Source organism: Ochrobactrum sp. CGA5 (genome assembly GCF_006345815.1).
Taxonomy (GTDB): Bacteria; Pseudomonadota; Alphaproteobacteria; order Rhizobiales; family Rhizobiaceae; genus Brucella.
In genome coordinates this window covers 14135-40741 of record NZ_VCIG01000014.1, presented here as the reverse complement: position 1 = coordinate 40741, position 26607 = coordinate 14135, and the positions used below count along the sequence as shown (strand labels likewise).

The window sequence follows — 26607 nt, the reverse complement described above, 5'->3', positions numbered from 1 at the left end:
CGCGATCTTTGGCGTCGAGCAGACCAATTCCCCGCTCTGCTGCGAGCAAATTGAGCACTGATCGGTAAAATCCATGCAGTCGGGGTGAGCCTGAACAAACTCTTGAAGCGAGATCGAAGCATTTGCTTCAGCTTTCGTCAATTCGGCAGCGACTGATGGTGACATTTGCGACACCATCAGCAAAAAGACCATGGTTAACCAAGCGCGCATCACTGGCTTGTCGCCGCTTTGTCGGAGGATTCCGGTTCAAACAGAGTGGCAACGGCTGCCCATTGGTTCATTGTAAGCGAAGCCGATTTCACATTACCAAATACCGCCTCAATTTCTTTGCGTGGCTGCAGTGTAAGAGACACGTTTTCGACGTCGACAGGATGCCCATCAACGAATGATCCAATTGTAGGTACAACAACGACGTCCGAGCGAAGGTCGTTATTAATACTGATTTTAACGTCAACTTCTTCGAGGTCGATATTGGCCATCATATCAACGGCCCGAATTGCTTTCCTGATTTCTTCGTATTTGTCTCTGGAAAAATGGGCTATAAAGAACAATCCATCGACCTGTTTATTATTGTTGGTGACAGGTGTTTTCATAGCATCAAATTGCAGAAGGTATTTCCCAGCTGAGAGTTCACGTCCCTCAGGCGCAGTCAAAACCGTAGTCGCCTTAATGGTCATGCGATCTCTCATACTGCCCTTCACGACTTCACAGCCTGCAAGCGATGCAGATTGGAATTGAGCGGCAACTGCTTTCACAATTTGATCGCTCTTGGGGTCATTGCATTTTTTGGCGATGCCCATCTCGTAAATGTTTATCGAAATATCGACTGGAATGTCCTTTTTCGTTTCCAGGACCTCCAGAAGGTCACGAACATAAAGCGTGCCAACGACTTCTTGTTTGCACGCAGAAAGGCCTGCTGCAATGCAGCAAGTGAGAACTATTTTCTTCAACACGGAACACCCCGCCCCAAAATCAACTAACAGTTTCACCTTAGGAAATGGCCACACGGTCTTCAATAGAAAAAGGAGGCCGTAGCCTCCCATTTCCGCGCCCCCTACCCCACCTGTCAGGATGCCAATTTTATCGGTTCGAAATCTTCTGAGTTATCAGCTTGCCCAGGAAAACTGTCGGCTACAATATTTATAAAATAATACCTACCTATTTTACCTTTTCTGTCTAGCGCTAATCACGTCCTGAAGATCAAGTTGCCAAAAGGTTGCCTGCACTGTCCCAGCATTTTCAACATCGAAGATACGATCCCACGAGCGATGCACAATTCCCAGCAAGGGATGTAGACTGCTTTCATGCTTCGATTTCTCGATCAGCTCGTCGACGCCGATACGTCCAGCTCTGGCCATAAACTCTTGAAACTCGTCGTATTCACGATCAGCGGCGGCTTCGTCGGCGGCATAGTCTGGCAAAAATGACAGGTTCAGCGGCGAGTGCCATTTCACGTAGTCAGAAAGCAAAACCTGGTTGGCCGACTTTCGGAATTTTACCATCCAGTTTCTAGGATGGGGACCTGATCAAGTTGTTGTCATAATTGGCTGATTCTTTGTGTGAACGAGTTTCCTGCAAGGAGGAGATTATGAACGCTGACCTTTTCTGGCTTTCTGATGCTGCTTGGGCGGCTCTTGAACCACACCTACCTAAGAACCAGCCTGGTGCACGGCGTGTTGATGATAGGCGGGTGATCTCCGGTATCTTGCATGTGTTAAAGGTTGGATGTCGCTGGCGTGATGTTCCAACTGAATATGGTCCGGCAAAGACCATCTACAATCGTTACCATCGTTGGTCTCAGAGGCGTATATGGCATCGTCTTTTCGAGAAAATGGCGGCCTGTGGCCCCGTGCCGGAAGAGCTTTCCATAGATAGTACACATATCAAGGCACATCGTTCCGCCCAAGGCTCAAAAGGGGGGCGTGGGCGCAAGCGATTGGCACCTCACGTGGCGGAAGAACGAGCAAAATCCATTGTCTGGCCGATGATCGTGGCAGACCGGTCGCCATCGTCCTGACACCGGGAAACGTCGCAGATATAAAGATGGCCATCCCACTACTGAAAGTCGCGCGACCCGCGAAGCGCCTGCTGGCTGACAAAGCTTATGATGCAGACAGTCTCAGGCAATGGCTGGGAAAGGCAAAGATCAAGGCTGTGATCCCGTCGTCTGCCGCACGCAAAATACCCTATCCCCTCGATAGGAAAGCCTATCGCCGCCGCAATGTCATCGAGCGTCTCTTCTGCAAGCTCAAGAACTGGCGGCGGATCGCAACCCGTTACGACAGACTGGCTGTAAATTACCTTTCAGCTATTGCGCTCGTATCAGCCGTAATCGCATGGATTGAATGAGTCCCCATCCTAGGCTCTGAGATGCGGAACCCCTTTTCTTTTCCATCTATACGAAGCCACGCCCACAGCGGCCAGGGTTTCCAACCACTATTAGGTGCTGGCAGACGTTCAAGCATCTTCAATGTCAGCCATTCATATGCTGGAAGCCAATTCTGATCACCGATGAGGTCGGGAGCGTTCACCAAAATGCCATCGCGCTTCAGCACCGAATACGCTTCGTCAGTCAGTTCCATATGTAAAGTCAGGTCAGTCATCGTTTTGTGCCTTGCAACGTCAGCTTCAAAGATCGGTCAGAAACCGATTTTGGAGAGGACTTTGACATACCAGAAAACTGTAGAATTCAATGACATAATCCTGACGGATGACAGAGGTGTCGAATATCGCATACCAGCCGATTTCCGAGAGCTTGTTGCACGATGTCTGGAACCGATCAGTGAGGCAGACCGAACAGGAAAATTGAAAGGAGAGGCTTATCTATATCAACGCTTTGAGGAGTTCGAGGACGCCATCACCGATATTCCAGATGTCCGATACGCCTTGAACGAAATGTCGAGTGACGGACAACGGCATCGCCAAATTCTGCAGCTCTTTTATAACGACTTGCCCAAGTGGGCAAAATGCAGGGAAACGTTGGAAGGCAAATTCAAGGTCAGGATCGTCGAACCCGAGTTGATGGTCTCGAAAGGTTACTACCGTGGTGACATGGAATTCGTCACACGGCAGTTTTGACACCTTCACTCAAACGGATTCCAACAACCCACATCTAACAACGGTTTCAAGGCCATTGCGATTTGCAAGAAACAAATGCCTTGTGGCTTGCAAGAGACAAGAACACAATAAGGATATTCTCAATAAATATGGAGAGCGCATAGCAAAAGGAGTATTCGACAATGCAACCGACGCTGACAATTGAGCTAGATGAAAAGATCGCAAGAGAAGCTGCAAACGGCATCTTGCATCATCTGTCTTATACAAGAAACCAGCTTTACAACGGTGTTCGAGTCAGGCTGAAACGTGCAACCAAGACTTTCGACATTAATATACTCCATTTCGATACCACGGCGATCACCATGGTCATGAGATCGTATGACGCTCTTGAAGATATGCTGCGCGACTACTGCCACGTCGACAGTCAGGCAGACAAAAAAGACATTTTGGACGATATCGAAGAAAGACTGATCTGCACGCCGACCTTCGGAACATACGCCGAATTCAGGGCATGGTTTATGAAGCGCGCTGACTACAAAGACATCCACCAGTCCCTCGTGAAAGACAAGCGTCTCACCACTGAATTCAAAATTATGTACTCGAACGCGGTAATCATCATCACATGGATGCTGTTGCCAAGATGGGCACGCTCAGAAGCTGGATACAACAAAAAGTGGACGTATCTGACGGACATCGCGCCGTTTGGGCAAAACTAACCGAAACCAAACCAATAAAAGGGAGAACAAAAATGAATGAGGCAATGAAAGCAAGACTGCAACAGCGGATAGAGATGAAGCGCGCAGAAGATCACCAGAATGATCTGAATCGACGTCTTGAGGAATTCCTGCGCGATTACGGGCTATTTTATCTGTCGGATGAAGAAAACTCGATTGTCTTTTATAATCGAAATACGAAGACCATGATCAGCCCACTGCACGACACCCCACTACAAGGTGAGGACTACGTGGCATGGCTGCGCTCTCAAAATCAGATGTTTGCCTCCCATCATGACAGAGTTGCGGTGTCGCAGTTCGTTCAAGATTGGGCGTGCCTTGATAAGCTTGAGCGTGTTCAGTTCCTGGCCAAGAACGTCGACAATTTCGATGGCAACCACGGTCTCTGGCTTGTTTCCATGAGTGACCGCGAATGTGCAATCTTACAGAATGCCGATCCTGCTGACGTTTACAATCATCTCGCTGGCACCGATTGTATAGAAGGCGTCCGAGACCTCTTCGATGCCAAGAGAGACATCCTTGAGAAGCATGGCATCGACATGAATGAGGTCTACCAACAGGGTTCGGTATCCGCGCCTGCTCCAAGACCGATGGCGAGAGCAGCTTAAGGATGGCGAAGAAATCGAAACGAGTGGATTTCCTGACGGTAATCGTCTTGATGTCCATGCCAGCTTTCCTGCTTACGGTTCTCGTATTGCTCTCGCTTGCTAAAGAAAAACCACCGGCGGCAAAATTGTCGCTTGTTGAACTCAAAAGTGGCAGTCAGACTTCAAATATCAAGAATTTCGGAGATGACGGTTTCGGTTCCTCGCCTTCGAAGCGCGGCCAGCTGCCATCGAGCCCTTGCTCTGGTGTGACCGCGTGAATGGGACGGGCGGCCATTTTACTCCTTTCTTTGGCCCCCTCCCATTCATAATTGCTCTTGATGCACCTTAGGAGAACCCGATGTTTCCAATTGAAACCACTGAGGAGAGAACTTTTTTCAAGCTGTTTGATGCCGATTATCTCGACTTCACTCATGATGAGAAATCCAAAGTCTGGTTTGGCGACCCGTCCCTGATATTCTCGGCATCCGAATGGTTTGAATTGGGTGCAGCCATGGCTGAATACATGAGACAGGGATTTTCTGGCGGCGGAATTCTTATCGGCGGAATGCAAGGCCTCTGGCAAGCAACGGCAACTGAGGCCGACAATGATGGAATGATGGTGTCCGTTGACTATCCAGGTGGTGTTCAGTCGATACGCGTGAAGTCGTCGGTACTGATGTTGCTACCGCTGGATGTCGCTGAATTCTACGGTAATCCCCTACCCGGCATCGTGACCAGGCCGTTTTACGGTCGCGTATACATCGGCCATGATGACCGCAGTTGGAGCGGATCTATAGACGTGAACACATAATTTTCTAGTTTCAGTATTGTTATATGCAACGGCGTCACACATACTATGCATAGTTGTTTATTTATGCATTTGGCTGTTGGCCGGAAAGAGACATATTATGCAGACATATTTAGATTATTACGCCCACGGTTTGTCAGCCAAAATAGCTGGCGCAAAACTCCATTTGGCTAAAAATGAATACTCAGAATCGGATTTCGAGTTCTTGAAAAAAGCGTGCCAATCCGATGGCTATGCTCTCCATTTCATTGCACAGGTCGCCCACAAGCTGCTGACAAGTCCCGATTTGGCTAACGAATTCCGATGCCTGTCGGAAGAAATGATCGAGACCAATTATTTCCAAGCCCGCCTGCTACCATTCTTCAATCAGGATTCAAAACCACTCGCTCTCCAGCTCTCAAGAGAAACGGTAGCCGCATTGGCCGCAGCAGATGCCTCGAAAGATATCCGCGACCACTCATTTGGAATCCTTGAAGAGCACAAATGTGCCTATATCGACATCCCGCATAAAGACTATCGACTTCGTGATAATCTGTCACTGAGGGCTATCATGGTCGATATTGGCGGTTTACGCATGGAAGCCACAGCAGGCAACATCCCTGGAACGTACGATACCGTTGTTAATGACCTTGGTTTTGTCATGCGCCATCGCCGTCCAGATGACAAAGTCGTCTTCACAGCGATTTTTCGAGACCTCAAGAACAACACCTATCCACGCCTCAGCTGGGTTGAGGGCAGCGACTTCTATATGGTTCGCGGTGTTAAGCAACTTGGGATCGCGTTGAGTGCACCGGAGGTCATGATGACAAATGCAGATATGCTGACCAAACGCATCATGACGGACATTGAAAATCTGTTTTGGTTGTCGCTGGCATTTATGGAATCCGAGGAAGAGCATGGCGGCATCCAATATCAGCAGTTACCGCACCTCGCCTATAATCATGTTCGACGCCAAGGTCGCAAAGCGGGACAGGTCGCGAAGAAGTTCAGCATGTTTCGCGTCAAGAAAATCACTGGCGGTCGCGATCTTGGACGGGATGTCGAAACCCAAGGCGAAGGCAGGACTTCCGGGCTTCCAGTGATTGGCAGACGACGTCATGAGGTTCGTGGACATTTCAGACTTCAGCGCTTCGGCAAAGGTCATAAACTGACGCGCGTGCGTTGGATTAATGCCTTTGAACGCGGAACAGTCGAAGACCTGCCATTGCATGATCTGCACATCGTCACCGCAACAGAAATCCAGCCTTTCGGCCAATAATATTCACAACCGCTTATAAGGGAGTTTTCATAATGTTTGATTATCTATTACCACTTCTATCCGTAAAGACGGCGGCTATCGTCGTCGTCTCGACGGGCATCGCAATGATATTGTTGTCTGATGGAACTAAAAAGGACACCGCAATACTCGCTGCAGGTTTCTCTTTGGCGGGCATAATGCTCTCGGTCTTTGCATCCAGGGGGCTGACATGATCACGAAACAGTTTCTCAAGGACATCGCCGATGAGATCGATGCAGGAATTGCGGGATCTGCATTTATCCTGTTGCTGGTAATGACAATTGGGGTCTTCATACATACCACAATGTTTTTGCTATCCGAATTCCATGACATCGTGTTTTGGGTGGGCTTTTTCGGAGTTTTATTCATCTCGATCTTTGCACTCGAAACGGCTTCCGAACATATCCAGTTCGCTGCCATTCCAGCTGTTTTGCCAGTTTCGATTTTGGCCTTTGTGACAAATGGACTTTACTTCTTAGACATAGCCAGTGATTTGGTTGCCACATTCAGCGTGTTTGTCTTCGGGTTCGTCGTGATTGGCTCAGTTACCTCAGCAATATTGAGGTATTTTTCTCGCGAAGATGATGTCGGCAATGATTTTCATGGAGAGAATGTACTATTAGAAGGAGATGATTAATGGCTTCTCCCTTTATTTTTACCATTGATGTATGAGTCCTCGTTACACATAATAGGTTTAATCCACTCGGTGGCTAATGAAAGGGGAATTGTAAATGCGAGAGATAGATGATGAAAGAAGGCATCAAGCGATGCAGAGAAAGGTTGAATTCATTCGCTTAAGCAAAATACTGAGACTGCCGCGCAAAATGATAGCTGAAATCGTGTCGGCGACAGAGCCACAAATCAAAGGCTGGCTGGATGGCCTAGAGGGTGCTGAACACTACCTCGCGACCAAAGAATGGCCGGGTGCAAATGTAAATCAGCCACAGGAGTCTGCTGTCGATGCGCTGCGCGAATTCACCATCGCCGTCGCCCACAAGGCTATTCACGATGGCCGTTCTATTGAGGGCGAAAATCCCTTCAGCAAGCAGGAATTCATCGACGCCAATCGTCAGAACGTCAAAGGCGTCATAAGTATGATTTCGGATTCAGATGAAGGCAGAATTCACAGGTTCGACATTCTCGGCCGTGTCGGTTTCATTGGCTCCGTTTCATCATCTATTGACCGCAAATTGGGATCAGTCGAAGGCGGTCATTACATACCAGATTTCGAAGCCACCGATGCGTTCGTTGACGACATCCTGGACAACGCATGGTTCTCTTATCGCAATTGGCTCAAGCTGGCAGCTGGCAAAAAACGTACCGAGCTTGAAGAGTTCCTGTGGCAGAAAACCAGATATCGGAATTTCATCGATTTCTTTGGCTTAACGGCCGAAGCTATTGCTCTTTACGCTGGCATCCGGACGCCACAAGACGTCGCAGCAGGCAACAAGATAGGCCTTTCTGAGGCTCGTAGCTGGGCTGAGTATAGTCGTCCGGTACTTCCTCCGCTTGCCTTAGTGAATGAAATGCAGACGGCTTTTCTCGGATGGGCAAGAGATCTGTTCAACATTGTTGAGAAAGAACGAGGCAACGATGCGCGTTCAGTCGGCTTGGTGCTCCCATCGATTTCGGTATCCGAACTGGACTACCGTTTGAAAGCACTGGAATCTCGCGAAATTGTAAAAGGTGGCAACTTATCGCCTATAGCATCGCGAGAAATGAAGATTTTGCTACGTCAATCAACGGATTTCCATAAGAGCTATTCAATATTCCACATTGAGTAGCTGTATAGATTCGCCTTCTGTAACAATTCGTGATCGATAGTTTTAATTTATTTTTTCTTACTTTTAGCAAAATCGAGCAACCGCATAGTCTTGTTAACTTTCTACTAGTGTTTACATATGTGACGCCGTCACATATATTTATATTATAAAGATCAGGCATAGGGCTATTGATCTCAGGAGATTTGAAATGACTTACATTGCACAGAACATTTCAATCGAAGAACTCGCATACTTCGGATGTGATGTCTTTTCCGAAATAAAACGTCAGAAGGTCGAATACAATGCCTATGACGACGACGATGCCATGCAGTCTCTCCTTGAAGATAGAGATATTGACTACATCAGGCATTTTCATTGATCGTTTTTATGCGTTACCGTTTAGTTATTCAGTCGCTATTTTCAGGAGGAGAAATCTAATATGCTAACAGTTTACACCAAGAAAGTTTGCCCGAGCTGCACACAGCTCAAACACTACCTCGACCGCGAGGGCATCGACTATGAAACAATCGATCTCGAAGACGATGCCATAGCCTTCGATCACGTCATGTCATTGGGACATCGAGCAGCGCCAGTTATCGAATTCGGGCACAGTTCAGCAGGCTTCTATCGTGGCGATCCAAAGTTCAGGGAGATAATCGCCAAGGCAAAGGCCCTCCCCCATGAAGCGGGTCTGCCAAAACCTTGAGACTTATTCACCTATCACAATCGCAATCAACATGGAGATGTCCATGCATTAAAGGAAATTGTAATGCCCGCTCTACACATAGACATTGAAGCAATCGATACTATTAATAACCGCATCCGCCCTAGCGTTGGCACCATATACGATGGCGAAACTTATTGGCCACGTCGGCTACTTGAACAGCCGCATGAAACCGTATTGCCATCTTTAAATGGTCTCGCACGATTAATTGCATCCGATGGCAATTTCCTAGAAGACGTCTACCTTGGAGAGCGATATAGCCGCAAGGCTGGCTTCTTCGGCACAGCGCATATGAAAGCCAGGATCATAGACACTATTGGCTTACTGTCGCTTCGAGAAGCCGGAGTCATCGAGGTCAACGGTTTCAGCCCTGACTTCTACCTGGATGGCGGGTTGTTGGGCATCTTCCGTCTGCTGGAGCATGTATGGAATGACCCAAGCTCAATTTCTGTTGTCGGAGCTGACCGTGAGGACGAGATCGTCAAGGATCAGTTTAATGCAGTCTACCAGGCCATCAACAGGTCAGTAAATGATATCACCGATTTAACTGTTACAAACATCACTCTCCTGTTCGACTACGCCAATGACTACCGAAATTCTGCATTAGATTATCTCGGCGAGATCCTGCAGAAATCCGACCGCGAAATCTGGTGCAATCTGGGAGACCTTATCGGCATCGAGGCAGGCACCCATAACCTTACCCTTGTAGTCGACGGTGGTATTTTAAGGCAGCGCGCTCAGCTTGTATTTGAAGCTCACTGATAAACCGATTGTGCCTTGCAAGAGTTTGACCGACCATAAAATCACACCATCTCGAAACCGAACTTGGAGATGCGATGAACTAAAAAGGAAAAATCATATGAATACGACAAATGAACTTGAATCCAATGCCTTAGAAGAATTGCAAGCTTTAAGCTATGAAGACGAAATCGAAAATCCGAATGCGACCGCGATGATCGATTACCTGTTGGAAAGACTTGAAAACCACCAAAACGCAGGCGACCAGACTGAGGTCGAAGACTGCATCGAAACGCTGGATTGGTTTTACCGTGCTTATGGTGTCGTCGACGAGCAGCCATACTATGCCATTGAAATTCTTCTCAACGACGAACTCCGCGAAGCATTGATAAGAACGCTGTTGAAGAATGCTGACGATAGCAATGATAATGACGACATTGCATCCAAATTGGAAAAATGGGATGGCATGTATCCAGATGCAAAGGCAAAGATCGTATGCGGATTGATCGCCGCTTATGAAGAAGCCCTGGGTGTCGAATTTTTCATGACGCCGATGCCAGCATCCCCCCGCTTAAATTAAGGAGGACACCCATGACGCATTCAAATAATCAAAAATCCGAGTTCCAAGTAGCCAAGCAAATGGAAGCAATCAGTGAAGCGCTGCGGAATCCCTATCAGGTCATTCCGGACAGCATCGTCGAAGAGATGGTAAACGAGCTCAAGACCGCTGACGTCGGATAAAGACTACGCGCCCCCTGCCCTACTTCCTCCCAATGATACACGGTCGCTTCGGCGGCCATTTTATATTGCCATCAATTTTTAGAAAAATCGTTAGTTCCTTGCAAGCCGATATAGGACGATCTCAATGTCAGTGCGAAACGTCTGGCACCAACCGAAACACCAAGTCGCGAAAGGATCGCGCATATAAGGAGTACATTATGAATAACACCAACTTCCGCAATGATGAAAGCAACAGCATCGGAATTCTTCACTATCTCAAATCAAGAATATCCGACAATGCGACACGTGGCTATGAAACCAAGGTCGATGAAAACGATGAGGAAGACCCTTGGGAGTTTAATGTTTCGCTCGCCGATATCGTCCGTAATCACGAATATATCAATACCATTGCCACACGTGGTGTAGATAGCCGTAAATGGGAGTCGCTGGCCGTTGATTATGTGGTCACGATTACCAAGGAGCTGGATTGCGATCTGAACAAGGCGATGAGTCTCATGGACTACGTAGGATACTGGGCAATTCCGAATAGGTATAAGATTAAGAATAGCGATAAATTGAAAACATATTTCTTACTGGCTACTGAAACCCAACTCGCTATATGGGATGCAGCGAAACTACTCATCGACCGTACCGAAGCGTGGAGTTGCCCCTTAAAAACCGGACATTTTCAGGATTGAGCATTTCGGCTCAGGAACTCTCGTGGAGATTGATATCCTAAAGCCTTGTGCGGGTGAAGATTGTTATAGTGCTCGAACCATGATGGCAGTTGAGCCATGACAGTTTCGGCGTCCGGCGTCGGGTTGATCCGGACATAATCGCGCTTGAATGTTTTGACGAAAGCCTCAGCCATTCCATTTGACTGCGGGCTGCGCACTGGTGTTCTGCACTGTTCCATACCGATGTCCCGGAGCAGGGACGCGGTGTTTTTCGCAATGAAGCATGAACCATTGTCGGTAAGCCACTGGATGGGCTCTGCCAGCATATTGATGCGCCCGAAGCGGTTTTCTACCGCCGTGATGACAAGATCCTGTACGTCTTCGCTCTTGATGCCTTCTGTCGTGGCCACATGAGCGATTGCTTCCCGATCACAGCAGTCGAGCGCAAATGCAACGCGGACCTTTTCCTTGTTGTCGCACGTGATCTCGAAGCCATCGGAGCACCATCTGGTATTGGAGCGCTCGACGGTGACTTGGCCGTCGTGTCTGCGTTCACCGGCAGCTCCGGTATGGCGCTGAAGGAGCAGATCATGCCGCTTCATCACGCGATAAACACGTTTGGCGTTCGGCCATGAACGCCCCTGTTCACGGGCCTTGCGCCGCAGAATGGCATGAACGCGCCGATAGCCATAGGTCGACATTTCTTCAATGACCGCCTTGATCTGAGCAACCAGATCAGCGTCGGGAAGCGGAGGTCTCCCTCGGGCTCTGGAAAGGGTGCCTGTGGCGCGTGCAGCGATATTCGACCGGGCAACGCCTAACGTCTCGCATAGCGCCTTCATCGCAAAACGTCCTTCGGCAGCGAGATTGAGTGCAGCAGTCGTTTTTTTGGGCCGTTGGCGATTTCGAGGGCCTCCTTGAGAATTTCCCCTTCCATCGTCTTCTTGCCCAGCAGGCGCTGTAATTCCTTCACCTGAGCCTGAAGCGCCCGGTATTCCGAGGCAGGGACAACCTCCTCTTCGGCTGCGGTGGCAACCAAGGCACCCTGCGATGCAAGCTTGCGCCACGCGAACAGCTGGTTAGGCGCAATGCCATGACGACGGGCGACCAGACTGACCGTCGCGCCCGCCTCGTAGGTTTCGTGGACAATCGCAAGCTTCTCCGCTGTACTCCAGCGTCGACGCCGCTCAGGGCCGGAAAGAATTTCCATCTTAATGCTATTACCAGTCATAATGTGAACAGTAGTCCTATCACTTATTTAAGTGGCAGAAACTGTCCGGGCAATTAGGGGGCTATTCCAAAGCGACCTATGCCGATCTCGCGGAATAACCACCACTGAGAATCGCCTACACCACGTCTATTGACATCAAACACGGTCGTTTCTTCTTCTTAATGCATATTTGTCTATTATGGGGTTGTTCTATGCACGCCGTCGAGCGACGATATCCTTGTGAGGCAACCGAAGCCACACCAACCGAAACCGATATCACAAGGAGAAAAAATCGATGTCTGATACTGCATACTACAATAACCCTTATTCCCAATCTGGATTTCCAACTGTCGGGACATACGCGATCTCAATGCTGTCTTGCGTGGTAATCCTGTTGTCGATCCTGAAGGCCGCAACCCTGTTTGGAGCCGACTTCAATCCTTCTATCATCATGTATGCAATTGTTTGTTTTGTCGGCGTAATTGCTGGCCTGGCAATCGCTCATATTGATAATCGTTGAGTCATTGCCGCCATGCATTCAGAAGAATTTTACAATAGACCCACACCTTTTGAGTACGGCGCAAAACGCAAGCGAAAGTGAAAACAAAACTCGATAGAAGCTGACCTCGATTTGGTGAACGCATATCTACAAAACGGAGGGTCGATAACGAAACTTCCGAACGGCCATGCGGAAGACTATTTCCTGACTGAGTATGCAGCCGAATTCCGATAGGCCCTCCCCCTTATCGGGTAAGCAGTCGCGGTCGCTACAGCGGCCGTTTGTCTTTTTGAAGCGTTTAGTTCGGGAGGTACCCAACATCGCCCTTTGAACAAAGAAATCAGCAATTATGGGAACGTGCCAAATATACTGTTGCCAATTTTTTAGTCGCACATAGACTGACAAGGTGGGCGACAGGGGGCTATTATGAAAAATCTGGTTTGGCTAATTGCAGTCATTATTTTTATCGGCGTTATGGCATATCAAAACGATAGAGATACCAAGCAACGGCAACAAGAAGAGCTTACACGACAAAATAAAATCGCTGCCGAAATCAACGCCAAGTTCGATGAAGTCGACAAAAACAAAGACAACCCAGGCCTTTTCAACAAACTGGTAGTCGAGACCGCGATGGCTGGGCTTGATTATTATCAAGCAAGATCTATCGCCGAAGTTCGATACGCCGATAAATCAGTACGCCAACGTGCCTTAGAAAACATTCAAAACGGTTACCAGTTTATCAATCCCATCAGGCCTCGGGTCATCGCTATTCTGGCTGTTGCTGATTGCCGAAGAGGCACTGTCAATTATGTTGGCAAGCGACGTTATTCAGCGGACGTGATTGAAAAGGTTAGAGCGAAAGCCATCGCTGAAGTTGAGATATGGCTTCCATATGTGGAGAATGCGAACGCCGTCAGACAAGATTGCTACGCGCAATTCGATGACTTAATGCCTAATGATAAAGGCACTACACCAGAGCAAAAGAGGACTTTAACGGCCAAAGACGTTGGCACCGCAGTCGGCAAGGTCACATCGGGCATCGGTAAATTATGGGAACAAAAGACCAAGCCTATTTCTGATGCTGTGAATGGCGTAGTCGATGATTTCAAAACTGGGTATTCTGACGCCACCGAATAATAGCCTCCCCTCCCCCACAATTGGTGACTTGCGAGCCGTTAGGTTACCATGATCATCTACATAGAAAGGGAGGCAAAATGACAAACATCGATTTCAGCAGCTGGCGTACAACGAAGGCTAATCCGAATGTCTTCGGGAAGACAATCAAGATAGATGGCGGTTCGTACTCCATAGAGATTACCCGCACGAATGAGGGCCGTGGTCTTTGGATGTTCCAGCGCGGGCAATACGATAATCAGCATGGCCGTTTCGACAAGCAAATCCGCTCCGGTCTATCAGACACGTTCGATGACGGTTACGATCAGATGATGACGACGGTACACGCATACTCGTCCTTCATGCACGACTTCGATCTCACTGGTTGGCAGAGAAATCTGGATACAGCTGCTGAGATATATTGCAAAATGGTCGTACTCGGGGATCGGGATTATGCCGTCGAAATCCATCGCAAGAACGATGTCACATCAGTTTGGCGGATCACCCAAGGTGATGCCGAGGTTATGTCTGGGAAGTCGAGGACGCTGAAAGATGCCTTCGTCTCGGCGTTAGAGGCATGTGAGAATTACGAGCCGCCTGCATCGCACAGGTTTTAAGCTTTCCTATGCGTTCCCATCGAAATGCCACTTCACCATATCGTGGGTTTCGAGAGCCAATCTAAGTATCGCGATGCCTTGCGATAGCAGTTCCTGGTCTCGGTCGTTGAAGGGGTTCTCGTGTTTTCCACCGTGGAACAAGTTGTTTCGGATTCGGCGGATCGCGACGAATAGACCGACGGTATTCTCAGGCGATTTACAAGCTTTCCAACCCAATTCACCGCCTTCGTCGACAACCTGCTTGTTTGGTGGCTGCTGAATAATTGTATCAGCGACATGGATTTCTTTCACAACATCGAAAAACCGTACGCCGATATCGCTGGCAAACTTGTCCCAGTGAGCTGATATACGGCCTGCTCTTACTCGCAAGTAGCCCGCTTTTTTCAGTGCGAATTCGAAACGTGAAAACAATTTAAAGAACTGAATTTCAAGGTCAGCTGCGATAACGGCTCCAGACGGTTCTGACTTCTGCTCGTTGACTTGCATTGTGTCTTCCGCAATCGGCATCCTATACGGCCCTCCCCTACCCGCCTTTTTGCATCATAATCAGAATCAAAGTCCCTGGTTTCTCGACCATTTTATGACTCTTTCAATCCGATTCTGTCAGAATGTCCTCTGGCTTGGCTTAATTTCATGAGCCGCAGTCAATCTGGACCATTTTTTTCATTGGTCATAGGTTCATCCTTGTAGCTTTAACGTATTGATAACGTTAACTGTTCGCTTCTGCGAGGTTCTCATGTTAACCCTCTGTTAACGAATAATTTCTTGCAGCAAATGACCTTCTTGCTATCATCACGGCAAACGACCCATTTCCATTGATTTCGCGTGATGAAAGATTTCTCTGTGAACACACAATCTCAGCCTGCACGTCAGGATGTCTACAATTCCATCGGCGATCAAGCTGAAATTCTAAGCTCGTCTCTACAAGCGATGAGCGAAGCCCTGTTTCCGCCAACGGCATCGAAAGAGCTTCGCCGTTTCACGTCAACAGAGGCTGCCAAATTGATTGGCGTGTCGGATTCTCATCTTCGAAAAATGAGCATTGCAGGTGATGGCCCGCAACCTGAAACTTCAAGTAATGGACGTCGACTATACACGCTTGGCGATATCAATGCGCTTCGTCGCTTGCTGGCGGACAACATTCGCGGTCGCGATCCAATCGAGTTGCTTCCTCGCCGCCGTGCGCATGAACACCTACAGGTTCTGGCAGTCACTAATTTCAAGGGTGGCTCCGGGAAGACAACGACATCGGCCCACCTTGCTCAATACCTGGCAATGCAAGGCTATCGTGTGCTGGCCATTGACCTCGATCCTCAGGCATCTCTTTCTGCACTGCTAGGCGTTATGCCAGAGGTAGACGTCCATTCCAATCAGACCCTGTATGCAGCTATTCGTTACGACGACGAGAAGCGCCCTTTGTCGGACGTCATTCGCAAGACCTATTTCGATGGCCTTGACCTGGTGCCCGGAAATCTGGAGCTAATGGAATTCGAACATACGACACCTAAGGCTCTCACGTCGGGTGATCGTAGCCAGCCGCTATTCTTTATGCGGATCGCCGATGCGATTGATCAAGTCGCCGATGATTACGACATTGTCGTCGTTGATTGCCCACCTCAGCTCGGCTTCCTGACCCTTTCTGGTTTGTGTGCAGCAACTTCGATGATCGTCACCGTACATCCGCAGATGCTGGATATCTCGTCCATGTCGCAGTTTCTGCTGATGACACGTGATCTGCTGGGTGTCGTCAAAGAGGCAGGTGGCAATCTGCAATATGACTTCATCCGCTATCTGTTAACGCGCTACGAGCCTCAGGACGCCCCACAGACGAAGGTGGCTGCCCTACTCCGTAACCTGTTCGACGACAGTGTGCTCGTTAACCCGATGCTGAAGTCAGCAGCAGTATCGGATGCAGGCCTTTCAAAGCAGACTCTTTATGAAATCGGCCGAGAGAACCTGACTCGCTCAACATATGACCGCGCGATGGAAGCGTTGGATGCTGTTAATGGAGAGATTGAGGATCTCGTCAAAGCCGCCTGGGGGCGGAAATGATGATGCGTTTCCCCATCCTGCTGTTGGGACGTCCCAACAGCCAATTGATCAACATCTCGTTTGTTGGGACGTCCCAACTGAACGAAACAGAGATTGGAGGATAAAGTGAGCCGTAAAGAGACACTGAGTAATCTTTTCCTTCAGAAACGTGAGGCCCCTGCCCCATCCAAGTCTTTGGATACGGATCGCGTACGCACCGGTGCTATCGGGGCCATGGGTGCTTCACTTAAGGAAATGGCCGAAACCGCTAGACAAGCTTCCGATCTCCAGAAGCAATTGGAAGAAGCCAACTCCATCGTAGAGATTGACCCAACACTTGTAGACCCCTCGCGTATTGCTGACCGAATTTCAATCGATGTCGATCCGGCATTTGACGGATTGGTTGAAAGCATTCGTGAGAGCGGTCAGCAGGTACCAGTGCTGTTGCGACCGCATCCTGACAACGCCACACGCTTCCAGATCGCTTATGGCCGCCGTCGCCTTCGAGCAGCGCAAGCTTTGGGGATCAAAGTTCGCGCAATCGTAAGGAAGCTGACTGACGACGAACTTATCGTTGCGCAGGGACGTGAAAATCTGGATCGGCAGGATCTCTCATTCATTGAGAAAGCATTCTTCGCAAAGAATCTGGAAGACGAAGGCGTGGAAAGAGCTGTCGTCATTTCAGCATTGGGAATGGATAAATCCGATGTCAGCCGCCTGATCTCGATTGCACGGAAGGTTCCTCTCAATCTGATCCGCGTCATCGGTTCAGCCCCAAAGGCGGGTCGCAAAAGATGGATGGAGTTACTCGAACAGCTTGATGACGAGAAGAAATTAGAAGCTGCCGAAAGCCTCTTGAACAACGATGATGTAAAATCGCTTGATAGTGATCAGCGTTTTGCAAAGCTCATGTCGGCGCTCCGTAAACATGATAGCGACTCCAAGAACACAGAAACTGACATCGAAAATGGTTCTGCAGCTAAAGCCTGGAGATCTAAGGATAATTCAGTTAGCCTATCCATGAATCAGAAGCCAAAAATGGTTGCGATCAAGCTCGAAGAGAAGAACGCAAAACCATTCAGCGATTGGCTGACAACACGCTTGGATCGTCTCTACGACGAGTTCGAACAGTCAATGAATAAGGAAACAGGAGACTAAACCGCAAAAGAAAAAGGCCCCCAAACGTCACCGCGTGGAAGCCCTTCTCATAAGTCTAAGCAGCTAGAGAATCGCATTTCCATGAATCACTGTCAAGAGTCGTTGGCGTCGTTTTGGCGAGCGGAATTCTTTTGCCTTTAGAAAGGTGAAGGGAAATGCAAGTTCTGGAGACTGTTGCGTCCGCAATTCGCGGTCGATTGCAGAACCGTGCCCAAAATTCTGAAAAGGGCAGGGGACTTAATCGCTGGACAATCTATAAACAGCTATGCATCGCAAAGTCCGAATTCGGTCTGAATGATCGTGGTCTGGCTGTGCTGAGCTCCTTGCTGTCGTTCCTGCCTGAAGACGAGATCAATGAGAAGAATGGCCTTGTCGTCTTTCCATCCAATCGTCAGCTTTCATTGCGCGCTCATGGTATGCCCGAAAGCACCCTACGGCGTCATCTCGCGTCACTGGTTGAAGCCGGGATTATCGAACGCAAGGACAGTCCAACCCGCAAGCGTTATGCGCACAAGGACAAAGAGGGTGAAGTAGAGATCGCCTATGGTTTCTCCTTCGCACCAATGGTTTGCCGTTCAATTGAGATTGCGCAGGTAGCCGAACGCATCGTTACCGATCAGAAGGTCCTGAAACGCCTCAGGGACGAGGTTTCCGTCATCCGACGCGAAATCGCATCTGGCTTCGCTGAAATCACTCCAGACGCCCATTCTGACGATCTGGAGGGACTGTTTCTCAAGTTCAGGGAAATCGTTGATGCCATTCCAAGGCGTGCCACTGTGCAGGAACTGCAGACCATAAAAGCCAATTTGGAAGCCATTTGCGCGGAATTGGCTAACCAGTTGAAAAACAATGATATTGCTGAAGAAGTGAGCGCCAGCGACGCTCAAATTGAGCGGCACCATTATGAATCCCTACCAGAATCCCTTTTTGAATCTAAATCAGGTCAAAAAATTGATTTGAAGGCGAATTCTGCGGACAAGCAGGCACCTGTGTCCATCGTTGCGGAAACCATTCCACTCGACATGGTGCTCAGAGCCTGTCCGGACATCAGAGAGTATGCATCTGACGGCATCAGGTCTTGGAGAGACCTCGTTGAGGCCAGCACCATGGTTTCAAGATTTCTCGGCATCACACACTCGGCCTATGTCGAAGCCCGACAAACCATGGGCATGGAAGGCGTATCTGCAGTCATTGCGTGGCTTCTGCAACGAGCAGGGGACATCCAGTCGGCAGGTGGATATCTGCGGTCCTTGACCCAGAAGGCGAGGGGAGGGGGCTTTTCGATCTCGCAGCTATTGATGTCCACTTTGAAGGAGAATTGGACTGCGATGGCCGCTAATTGACGTCGGAGTTGGGAAGATGGAAAATGACTTATCACGACTTGCCGCTTGATTCGATGAGTGGATGGCAGTCCAAAAATCAATCGGTAGTGCCCAAAGCTAAGGTCGTATTAGGTTTTGTTAACAAAATTTTAATAGCTCTTAACAATGGGTTAACGGTCTGGAGGTTCGCCGCCAATTTTCTCGATTTTGTACCAAAACAAAAAGGAGGCCGAAGCCTCCCTTGAGAATGGTTGGATGTCGAAGTTATCTGAACAGTGACAGGATCGACTGAGGTGCCTGGTTGGCGATAGAGAGAGCCTGCGTAGCAAGCTGCTCCTGAACCTGGAGAGCCGAAAGACGAGCAGCTTCCTTGTTCATGTCTGCGTCAACGAGAGCGCCAACGCCAGTATCGAATTTGTCTACCAGCTTGCTAATAAAGTTCTGCTGGTTCTCGATGCGCTTTTCAGCCATACCAAAACTGGTTTCATACTGCGCCGCCCATGCGATCTGCGTTTCAACTGTTGCCAAAGCATCTTCGAGATCGCTTGCGTTTGTTGCGGTTTCAACATTAATGCCTTTCAAGTTCGTGATATAACTGTCTAATTCAGCTGTCTGCACAACAAAGCTGGTCGTCATCAGGCCACCTATCTCACGCTTAACGCCCGTGACAACTGTCAAATCTGATGTCGCAGAACCGTCGCTTTCCAGCAAGCTCTGACCGTTGTACGTGGCCTGACTACGGGTTGTTTCGATCTGACCGATCAAGTCAACGATCTCTTTCTGAATGAGGGCTTTGTCGACGGACTTGTCAGCCTGAGCAAACGACACGCGTTCCAGAATCTCCTTGGTGAGGTTTCCAATTTCCTCTAGCCCCTGACGGGCAACAGATATGGATGCGCCAGTAATTGAAAGGTTTTCGCTAATTGCATTGAAAACGGCCGCGTCACCTCGCATCGTCTGAGCGATGGAGTAGTAAGCAGCATTGTCTTTTGCACTCTGAACCTTAAGGCCAGTGGATACTCTGCCCTGGGTTTCCGTTAGATTGCTCTGTACAGTCTTCAGGGTCTGGAGAGCAGTCATTGAAGCGATATTAGTATTGATAGACGACATATGGTCGTACTCCTTTTCTGAGTTGATTTTTTGTAAAAACGGCGACTTTCTGCCACCAAAGGGGCGCTAGTCTGTAGCGCACGAGAACAAGCTTGGATGGTCGACGTTCAGATCAAGTTCAGAAAAGCAAAATAATCTAAAATTAATTAGGCAATATTTTATGATGCTATCGACTGTAGGAGTTACTAAAGCCAAAGATGCTAAAATCGGCAATAAAAAGCCTCCCATAAGGAGGCTAATTCTTATTGGTAGTTATCGTGGTATTCTACCAACTTATATCGAAACTCCCGTATGGACCGGTTGTTACGCCAGATTCACTACCGTTTTCTTTGCCAAGCATTGCAGAGTAATTTAGTGTCGCGGAGCTACTCGAATAAAAGAAACTTTTGATAGTATTTATTTGCGTCTCCGTCAGCTTCATTGTCGTCGTGCATTTTACCGTTTGATTGGGACTGAAGTTGACATTATTGGGACAAATATTCTTTAATTTTACATCTAATCCGAGATCGATATCGTATTCCCAGCCACGAAAGTAATCAGTTGTGTTGTTTTGAATCATGGCATTTATTACGAAGTCACCATCTAAATATGCTGGTGCTGAAATTGAAAGCGACGACAAATCAAGTTGCGTATAACCGTACTGAACTGGGCCTTCCATAAGCGTGTATTCGGCAAGTTTTTTGCCCGTTGGATATCCGCCCATTTTTGTTTGAATGATTTCATAGGAAAGTGCGTAATTGTCAGGAAAGCCAGCATAGAGCAGCGATCTATGAGTTTCAGTGAGCGGCAAGGATGCTGTGCAGCGGGCAAAGTAATCAGGTGTTGAGGTGTCTCCGCAATTAGCGGGAATTGTCGTATTCAATTCCGGAATTCGGACAGCAATCGCATAGTCATAAAATGGATCGGTATTTCCTGATCGCAGGTCAAATTCCATGCTCATTTTTTCCCCCAGCTTTAGCTGATGGGGAAGTTCAAATACATTCGGCGATCCTGACACTTCGACCAGCATCTCAGAGCCGAGTGGGATGCTGTTTATTTCGCTATCCCCGGTTATGTCATCAACATTATCGGGCATCGACATACCAAAAAAAACACTAAAATAGGACTCTGATCGGCTAGATGGCAGCATTCCTGCCGTGACGGACATAGATGTCGAGCAGACCACGCTCGCACCTGGTGCAAGCGTGGTTGCGCAAGAAAGCGGGGTTGACCCACCGCTCCAGACAATTCCGCCTATCCCGCGATCCTCTATCAAAAAGGTTGCAGCGGTTGAAATTCCTCTGATCTCACCCTTACCTGTATTTCTAAGCGTCCACTGCACAGAAACGTGGTCGCCAGAGTCGATTATACCATTTGCATTGTAATCAGAATGCGAAAGGTAGCCGTTGCTTATATTGAGTACCCCCTTTTTCTCTGGCTGCGGCATCTCCGGTTCAACGGGGTTTTCTGGTTGAGAGACATCGATAGTCTTACCTCCCGAAGCGTAGCGAAAATAGAATTTTGGCTCGGCATATGCACTGGTCGCAAGCATTGCGAGAAGTCCGGCGGCAAAGACTGTTTTCTTAATCATCATCACTCACCACCGACTTCATTATTGCGCTCATTCGAAATCAATTCTTTGATGACATCGCAGGCCGACTTAGACCCAAAACGCTTGCTAAAAATCTCAGCACGGTCGGCCATCGACCAAGCACCGACACTCAGAAATTCATCATCAAATGCGATGGCCCTCAGTCGAGCCTGGCGGTCAACAACAGCCTGATCTGCGATTTCCAATTCGTCATCGCTGAGACCGCAATTCTTGGATTCCATGCGCAGGGCGATGGTCTCAATTGCGATGTCCTTAAGGGCTTCATCGGCGATCTTAGCTTTTAGTGTCGATTTGAAATCGGTAGGAATTGGAGAGACTGCGATGGATGGTCTTTTCAGATCGCAGAGTGCGCTATAGAGATTGGCATGCTGATAAGCGCCGCCTTTTGAGTGCTCGATCTTCTCGGATTCCTCATGAGCGAAATACATGATTTCGCCAATGCTCATGTTCAGCTTTCTGGCGGATGAATGCGCTGCCACGCGTAGGCCTTCGTATGCCGACTCGTCATCGCATACCTTTACTTGAAGCATTCCAGCGACGACCTTCGAGTAGTCCTCTTGTCCCCCCAACAGATCAACAGGCGCTGCCGATACGGAAAAAGTTGATGCCATGATTGCAGTAGAGGCGAGGGCGGATAAAATTGTCTTTCTCATATCCATACCCCCTTAATTCGATGCCGCATCAGCAGGTATCTGCGACCACCTGAAGGTGCTGAAACTTCTGAATTCATCGACAGATTCAGTCTGACAAACCCACGACACATCAGCTCCGGCTTTGGCAAAACTGGTTTCGATGTTTTTGGCACGGGCATCCACCAGCACCAGAAGCTTGCCAGCCTCAATTCCGGTTTTTGCGGAGGCATCGAGAACGTCAGCCTCGATTTCCGCCTTCAGGGCCTCAGAGTCCAAATCGGCGCAATGATTTAGCTTATAGGAATTGGCAGCGGCATTCCTGAACTCATGAGACTGAATCCCAACCTGGCCTTTGGCATCAAAACCGTCAGGCGAGGTGTCTGCTGATGCAAAAGACGCGGTCGCCAATAGTGCGCTTGCCGCGACTATTATAAATTTAGTGATCATAATTTTCTCCTTTTAATGACGGCAATTTTTTGCCGGATGCCATCATTGTTGGAGAGGTGGTTGCATAGCACAAACTGAGAAGAAATTCGGCCGACAGAAATGAAATGGGGCGACCCAAGCCGCCCCATTTGGATGTCGATTTTGGAAGGCTAGCGCTTGCGTTTCCCCTTGCCCGATATCGTATCTACGAACTGGGTGTTCATATCTGGAACCGGAGTCAGCTTTGCCGAAAGTGCATTCCATTCGCGAAGGTCGGCTTCCGCTTTGGCTAGCAGCTTTTTGAATTCGGCGATTTTCTTCGCGTCTTTCTTCTTTTCTGCCTTGGTTAGCTCGCCCTTGAAGAAGGTCACGCGCTGCTCACGGGTCATGCAGTCCGTTTTCTTGAAGCCGATGCCGCAGATTTCCCAATTGGCACGAACTGCATAAGTCATTGTTGGTTTACCGGAACCACTCATGCTGGCCTGCGCGGATGCCTCGACAGACAGGTTGGAAGCCTTCGGTTTCACACGGACACCCACGGAAGCAACAACGCTGCTGGTTTCGCTTGGATCGGTCAGCACCGAGTATGGCATGGTACCGAGGTCAGCATATCCGAGAGCCGTATTCGTACCGCTAGCAAGCTCATGACGGTATTCAACCTTGGCATTTGGAGTGATCAGGAAATCATCCGTCTCATACTGCTTCTCAACACGGATACCAGCAACAGCCTTGAGGGAGCGAATGTCCGTGTTGCCGTATGCGAGGTTCGTCCAGTCGTAACCGCGTTCCGTAAAGCCATTCAGCTTTCCAACTACACCACGGAAGCCTGCGTATGGCTCGATTTTGAGACCCTTTTCCGTCTCAAAGCGATATCCGCCGATGATCGATCCGAAGACGGTGGTACCATCACGGGAACCATATGCTAGTTCACCTGTAGACGTCACATAACGCGTGCTATCCATTGTGAGATGGGAGAAGCCCAGAATGCCATCAACAAAGGCACCATTGCGGTTATGCCAGGTGCCGTATAGAGCGCCTGAAATCGCCTTGGCTTCATTTTCGGTGCCGTTAGAGCCGATTTCCGACATCTCACGACCGAAACCGATAGCAACACCACCAACGAAGGCGTCTGAGAAACGATAATCGACTCCAGCCGTTCCACCTACCGCAGTCGACTTCATGTCGATGCCGCCCAGCTCACTCTCACCCAATCTCAAATAACCCGTGGTCCAAACAGCCAGCGGATTTGAAGACTCAAACGTTCCACGGGCATTCAGACTGTTCTGCGCGCTGATGTCATTGCCTTCATGGTCATAGCGAGCGCTATCCTTGGAATCGACACCAAGCTGCCAATCAAAGGAATTCGAACGGGCACCAGGGGCTTCCGCACGAATCTGTTCAAGACGACGAGTAATATTGTCGACCTGATCGTCAGCAAGACGGATTGCTGCATCAACCTGCGCCTTCAGCAGCGCTGCCACTTCGGCGTCTTTAGATGGATCAGGGCGTTCAGCTACAGCAAATGTTGCCGTCGCAATTGCCGAACGACCCCACTTGTTTTCCAACTGGTAGCTGACCACGGCATTGCCCGCGAAGGCCTTATTTGGCTGGAAACCGAGATGTGTATCAGCCAGGTTTGCAATACCAATGTCATCTGAAATCGAAGACAACACGTGAACTCTGGTGATCGTATCTTTCGATACCGCACCCTCTGTCAAATTGACATCGCCCGCCTGTAATGGCTGAAGGCGGATGAAGTGATTTTTGGCAATCGGTGCTTCCCCAACAGGTTCTTTGATAGAAATTGCGATGTTTGCAATCGCAGATCCACCTCCATTGGAAGCCATGAAACTGAATATGTCGGAACCCGTTGCGCCTTCATTCGGCACGTAAGTAACGGTGTTGCTTTCCAGCTTGATGCTGCCCTTGGATGGCTGCGAAACAATGGCAATCGTGTCCACGTCACCGGAAATCAACTGAGCCAAATCAACGGTGCCGGACTGACCAAAGTCGAGATCGAGCGAGCCATTTTCAGCCTTCGGAGCTTCGATTACGGCCTCAGCAGAGGAGATTGTGATACTGAATATGCCGGACCCGAAAGTTCCCTCAGCATCGATAGCGGTGACCTGAACCAGCTGGCTTCCCTCAGCAGTTGGCGTGCCTTCGATCTTGCCGTCATTGAGAGCAAGTCCGTCCGGCAGAGCAGGCGACACGGTTAAGGTATATGGTGCCACACCGCCTGTGACGACGACCTGGTGTTCAAGTTTCTCGCCGACTTTGCCGATCAATGCACTGCCTTGGACATAAATCATCTTCTGAGCAGGTATCGAAATACGAAGCGTGGCGCGGTTCGATTGCTCACCGAAGTTATCGGTAGCGTAAAACCGGATAACTTCTTCTCTGGCGCTGTCCAGGATATCGTACTGAACGTGCCACGTGGTCGGCGACGTGTTGACGATATTCAGGCTGGTGCTTTCGAAAGCAACATCCATGATGTCAAACGAGCCTTTGGTGATGACTGAAGCGAAATCGATATTAATGGCACCAGAGTGGTCGGCAGAAACGCTGAGGTCTGACACCGTGGGTGCCGCGATCACGAGATTGATCGTAAGGGTGCCTGATGCTGAACCACCGTTCGCACCAAAAACCATATAAGGGATCGTGAAAGACCGTGGTGGATTACCGCCGTCAATCATGGAATGAATTGTAACTACACTCCCATTCAGGTCGGCACGATAGTAGCTCGTATCAATCCAGCTTTTGTCGAATGCAGAGACATCACCTGTCACTAAGGTAGACAGATCGACATCGAGTGAACCGCCATATGTCAGATCGAAAGTTGCATCGGATGCAGTGACGGGATCAACGGCTCCCAGATCGATGGTGTGCGAAATCGATTTGGTCTGGCCAAGAGCATCGGTGATGGTGACGGTTATCGGATAGACACCATTGTTCGGCAGCGTGCCACGAAGCGTGAAAATAGCGCTTTCTGCGTTATTTGTGCCGGAGCCATTATGATCTTCTTCCCATACGAGTCCGGCAGGAATGTTGCCGGAATACGAGTATGTAAATGGACCGACGCCGCTGCTAGCAATAAAGCTCACGCCATAACCTGTATCGCCGCTTGTAGGAGGCGAAGACTCGTTTAACCGGATTGCCATTTCAGGGCGAGTAACCTGAAAAGTGATGGTTGCGATATTGGATTCAACACCATTGAGAACATCGACGGCCACATATTGGACGACCAAATCACCACGAACGGCGAATGGAAGATAAAGATAGACAGGTCGAAAGCCGGAACTTGGGCTAATTGTAGCACGAGAATCGGATACAGATTTGATAACGATCTGACTAGCTGCCATGTCTCCAGCGTTCACATGCTGCCAAAAATCATAGATATATGTGTAATTCCCACTGGTGCCGAGTGAAGCCTGTGCATCATGTGCGACTATTGGGTCTAACGGATTGACCCTGATTGTGTAGGTGACCCTGTCCTCATCTCCATTGAGATCGAAACCACGAATAGTAAAAGTATATACCCCAACCTGGGTAGGATTATCGATAACCCCGCTCAGGTTCATCACTAAACCTGGTGGCAGTGTGCCGCTTTCCAGCGAATATGGCCCAGCTGCGAAGTCGTCAGCGAAGTTGTGCTGAAAATATTGGGAAACCTTCGCCTCCAAGGTCACTGCCGACGCCGCCCAACCAGGGTTAACTGCGGCAAGCATATATAGAGTGACCATCACTAAAAACAGCCTTAGACTTCCGATTGATTTCATTGAATTTTCTCCTTTTTAACGGTACATGTTCACCT

32 protein-coding genes are annotated in these 26607 nt (G+C 48.9%); 23 read left to right on the top strand and 9 right to left on the bottom strand.

What is annotated here, in order from left to right; genetic code table 11:
• Positions 1-209: 209 nt before the first annotated feature.
• Both FJQ48_RS11270 and FJQ48_RS11265 read right to left on the bottom strand, forming a co-directional pair.
• Positions 210-1043 (bottom strand): hypothetical protein, encoded by an 834-nt coding sequence (locus FJQ48_RS11270; RefSeq protein WP_139975212.1) that lies wholly within the window; start codon positions 1041-1043, stop codon positions 210-212.
• Between the two features lie 120 nt (positions 1044-1163).
• Positions 1164-1502, bottom strand: a complete 339-nt coding sequence (locus FJQ48_RS11265) for a DUF3841 domain-containing protein (protein WP_139975211.1) — start codon at positions 1500-1502, stop codon at positions 1164-1166.
• Positions 1503-1588: 86 nt separating this feature from the next.
• On the opposite strand from FJQ48_RS11265, the gene FJQ48_RS11260 reads away from it, so the two are divergent.
• From FJQ48_RS11260 to FJQ48_RS11195, 16 genes are all read left to right on the top strand, one after another.
• A protein-coding gene (locus FJQ48_RS11260) for an IS5 family transposase (RefSeq protein WP_139975210.1) occupies positions 1589-2349 on the top strand; the annotation gives its coding sequence in 2 pieces (ribosomal slippage) (positions 1589-1925 and positions 1925-2349; 762 coding nt in all).
• Positions 2350-2664: 315 nt separating this feature from the next.
• On the top strand, positions 2665-3078 hold the full coding sequence (locus tag FJQ48_RS11255; protein ID WP_139975209.1) for a hypothetical protein: 414 nt from the start codon (positions 2665-2667) through the stop codon (positions 3076-3078).
• A gap of 161 nt (positions 3079-3239) precedes the next feature.
• The gene (locus FJQ48_RS11250) at positions 3240-3773 is read left to right on the top strand and encodes a hypothetical protein (RefSeq protein WP_139975208.1); all 534 of its coding nucleotides are present in this window, start codon (positions 3240-3242) and stop codon (positions 3771-3773) included.
• A gap of 32 nt (positions 3774-3805) precedes the next feature.
• Positions 3806-4399 (top strand): hypothetical protein, encoded by a 594-nt coding sequence (locus FJQ48_RS11245; RefSeq protein ID WP_139975207.1) that lies wholly within the window; start codon positions 3806-3808, stop codon positions 4397-4399.
• A 2-nt stretch (positions 4400-4401) separates the two neighbouring features.
• On the top strand, positions 4402-4656 hold the full coding sequence (locus FJQ48_RS11240; protein WP_139975206.1) for a hypothetical protein: 255 nt from the start codon (positions 4402-4404) through the stop codon (positions 4654-4656).
• An 80-nt stretch (positions 4657-4736) separates the two neighbouring features.
• Entirely contained in the window at positions 4737-5189 is a 453-nt protein-coding gene (locus FJQ48_RS11235; RefSeq protein WP_139975205.1) for a hypothetical protein, read from the top strand.
• Between the two features lie 97 nt (positions 5190-5286).
• A complete protein-coding gene (locus tag FJQ48_RS11230) occupies positions 5287-6444 on the top strand; it encodes a hypothetical protein (RefSeq protein ID WP_139975204.1) in 1158 nt (385 codons plus the stop codon).
• Between the two features lie 32 nt (positions 6445-6476).
• Positions 6477-6656 (top strand): hypothetical protein, encoded by a 180-nt coding sequence (locus FJQ48_RS11225; protein WP_139975203.1) that lies wholly within the window; start codon positions 6477-6479, stop codon positions 6654-6656.
• Positions 6653-7099 carry a hypothetical protein gene (locus FJQ48_RS11220; protein ID WP_139975202.1) on the top strand — a complete coding sequence of 149 codons (447 nt, stop codon included), beginning with the start codon at positions 6653-6655 and terminating at the stop codon, positions 7097-7099. Before FJQ48_RS11225 ends, FJQ48_RS11220 begins: the two co-directional genes overlap by 4 nt.
• A 94-nt stretch (positions 7100-7193) precedes the next feature.
• Complete coding sequence (locus FJQ48_RS11215) at positions 7194-8246, top strand: hypothetical protein (protein WP_139975201.1); 1053 nt, start codon at positions 7194-7196, stop codon at positions 8244-8246.
• Between the two features lie 187 nt (positions 8247-8433).
• Positions 8434-8604 (top strand): hypothetical protein, encoded by a 171-nt coding sequence (locus FJQ48_RS22375; protein WP_180350186.1) that lies wholly within the window; start codon positions 8434-8436, stop codon positions 8602-8604.
• Between the two features lie 60 nt (positions 8605-8664).
• The gene (locus FJQ48_RS11210) at positions 8665-8931 is read left to right on the top strand and encodes a glutaredoxin family protein (RefSeq protein WP_139975200.1); all 267 of its coding nucleotides are present in this window, start codon (positions 8665-8667) and stop codon (positions 8929-8931) included.
• A 63-nt stretch (positions 8932-8994) separates the two neighbouring features.
• Positions 8995-9711 (top strand): hypothetical protein, encoded by a 717-nt coding sequence (locus FJQ48_RS11205; RefSeq protein WP_139975199.1) that lies wholly within the window; start codon positions 8995-8997, stop codon positions 9709-9711.
• A 97-nt stretch (positions 9712-9808) separates the two neighbouring features.
• The gene (locus FJQ48_RS11200) at positions 9809-10267 is read left to right on the top strand and encodes a hypothetical protein (protein ID WP_139975198.1); all 459 of its coding nucleotides are present in this window, start codon (positions 9809-9811) and stop codon (positions 10265-10267) included.
• Positions 10268-10278: 11 nt separating this feature from the next.
• Positions 10279-10428, top strand: a complete 150-nt coding sequence (locus FJQ48_RS22370) for a hypothetical protein (protein WP_180350185.1) — start codon at positions 10279-10281, stop codon at positions 10426-10428.
• A gap of 197 nt (positions 10429-10625) precedes the next feature.
• A complete protein-coding gene (locus tag FJQ48_RS11195; protein WP_139975197.1) occupies positions 10626-11105 on the top strand; it encodes a hypothetical protein in 480 nt (159 codons plus the stop codon).
• On the opposite strand, the gene FJQ48_RS11190 is transcribed toward FJQ48_RS11195, so the two are convergent.
• Positions 11096-12315 (bottom strand): IS3 family transposase gene (locus FJQ48_RS11190; protein WP_139975196.1). Its coding sequence is split into 2 segments (ribosomal slippage): positions 11096-11979 and positions 11979-12315, totalling 1221 coding nucleotides; the frame shifts between segments, so codons are not numbered across the junction. The two genes, FJQ48_RS11195 and FJQ48_RS11190, sit on opposite strands and share 10 nt — an antisense overlap.
• Positions 12316-12589: 274 nt before the next feature.
• Here FJQ48_RS11190 and FJQ48_RS11185 point away from each other — a divergent pair.
• The 3 genes from FJQ48_RS11185 (at position 12590) to FJQ48_RS11175 (ending at position 14523) form a co-directional block, all read left to right on the top strand.
• Positions 12590-12814, top strand: coding sequence for a hypothetical protein (locus FJQ48_RS11185; protein WP_139975195.1), 225 nt, complete (start codon positions 12590-12592; stop codon positions 12812-12814).
• A gap of 405 nt (positions 12815-13219) precedes the next feature.
• A complete protein-coding gene (locus tag FJQ48_RS11180) occupies positions 13220-13930 on the top strand; it encodes a hypothetical protein (RefSeq protein WP_139975194.1) in 711 nt (236 codons plus the stop codon).
• Positions 13931-14007: 77 nt separating this feature from the next.
• A complete protein-coding gene (locus tag FJQ48_RS11175) occupies positions 14008-14523 on the top strand; it encodes a hypothetical protein (RefSeq protein ID WP_139975193.1) in 516 nt (171 codons plus the stop codon).
• A 6-nt stretch (positions 14524-14529) separates the two neighbouring features.
• Here FJQ48_RS11175 and FJQ48_RS11170 read toward each other — a convergent pair whose 3' ends face one another.
• Entirely contained in the window at positions 14530-15009 is a 480-nt protein-coding gene (locus FJQ48_RS11170; RefSeq protein WP_139975192.1) for a hypothetical protein, read from the bottom strand.
• A gap of 342 nt (positions 15010-15351) precedes the next feature.
• On the opposite strand from FJQ48_RS11170, the gene repA reads away from it, so the two are divergent.
• From repA to FJQ48_RS11150, 4 genes are all read left to right on the top strand, one after another.
• Positions 15352-16575: a plasmid partitioning protein RepA gene (gene repA, locus FJQ48_RS11165; RefSeq protein ID WP_139975191.1), complete on the top strand. Its 1224-nt coding sequence runs from the start codon at positions 15352-15354 to the stop codon at positions 16573-16575.
• Positions 16576-16668: 93 nt separating this feature from the next.
• Positions 16669-17712, top strand: a complete 1044-nt coding sequence (gene repB / locus FJQ48_RS11160; protein ID WP_247870354.1) for a plasmid partitioning protein RepB — start codon at positions 16669-16671, stop codon at positions 17710-17712.
• Between the two features lie 155 nt (positions 17713-17867).
• Positions 17868-19055, top strand: coding sequence for a plasmid replication protein RepC (gene repC / locus FJQ48_RS11155; protein ID WP_139975190.1), 1188 nt, complete (start codon positions 17868-17870; stop codon positions 19053-19055).
• A gap of 23 nt (positions 19056-19078) precedes the next feature.
• Positions 19079-19279 carry a hypothetical protein gene (locus tag FJQ48_RS11150; RefSeq protein ID WP_139975189.1) on the top strand — a complete coding sequence of 67 codons (201 nt, stop codon included), beginning with the start codon at positions 19079-19081 and terminating at the stop codon, positions 19277-19279.
• 19 nt (positions 19280-19298) lie between these two features.
• Here the strand turns inward: FJQ48_RS11150 and FJQ48_RS11145 are convergent, their stop codons facing one another.
• The 5 genes from FJQ48_RS11145 to FJQ48_RS11125 all read right to left on the bottom strand — a co-directional run bounded on the left by FJQ48_RS11145 (position 19299) and on the right by FJQ48_RS11125 (position 26572).
• Entirely contained in the window at positions 19299-20144 is an 846-nt protein-coding gene (locus FJQ48_RS11145; RefSeq protein WP_139975188.1) for a flagellin, read from the bottom strand.
• Positions 20145-20409: 265 nt separating this feature from the next.
• Entirely contained in the window at positions 20410-21717 is a 1308-nt protein-coding gene (locus tag FJQ48_RS11140) for a hypothetical protein (RefSeq protein ID WP_139975187.1), read from the bottom strand.
• Positions 21717-22388 carry a hypothetical protein gene (locus FJQ48_RS11135; RefSeq protein WP_139975186.1) on the bottom strand — a complete coding sequence of 224 codons (672 nt, stop codon included), beginning with the start codon at positions 22386-22388 and terminating at the stop codon, positions 21717-21719. Before FJQ48_RS11135 ends, FJQ48_RS11140 begins: the two co-directional genes overlap by 1 nt.
• Positions 22389-22400: 12 nt before the next feature.
• Positions 22401-22814: a hypothetical protein gene (locus FJQ48_RS11130; protein ID WP_139975185.1), complete on the bottom strand. Its 414-nt coding sequence runs from the start codon at positions 22812-22814 to the stop codon at positions 22401-22403.
• Positions 22815-22963: 149 nt separating this feature from the next.
• Positions 22964-26572 carry an autotransporter domain-containing protein gene (locus tag FJQ48_RS11125; protein ID WP_139975184.1) on the bottom strand — a complete coding sequence of 1203 codons (3609 nt, stop codon included), beginning with the start codon at positions 26570-26572 and terminating at the stop codon, positions 22964-22966.
• Between the last annotated feature and the right edge of the window lie 35 nt (positions 26573-26607).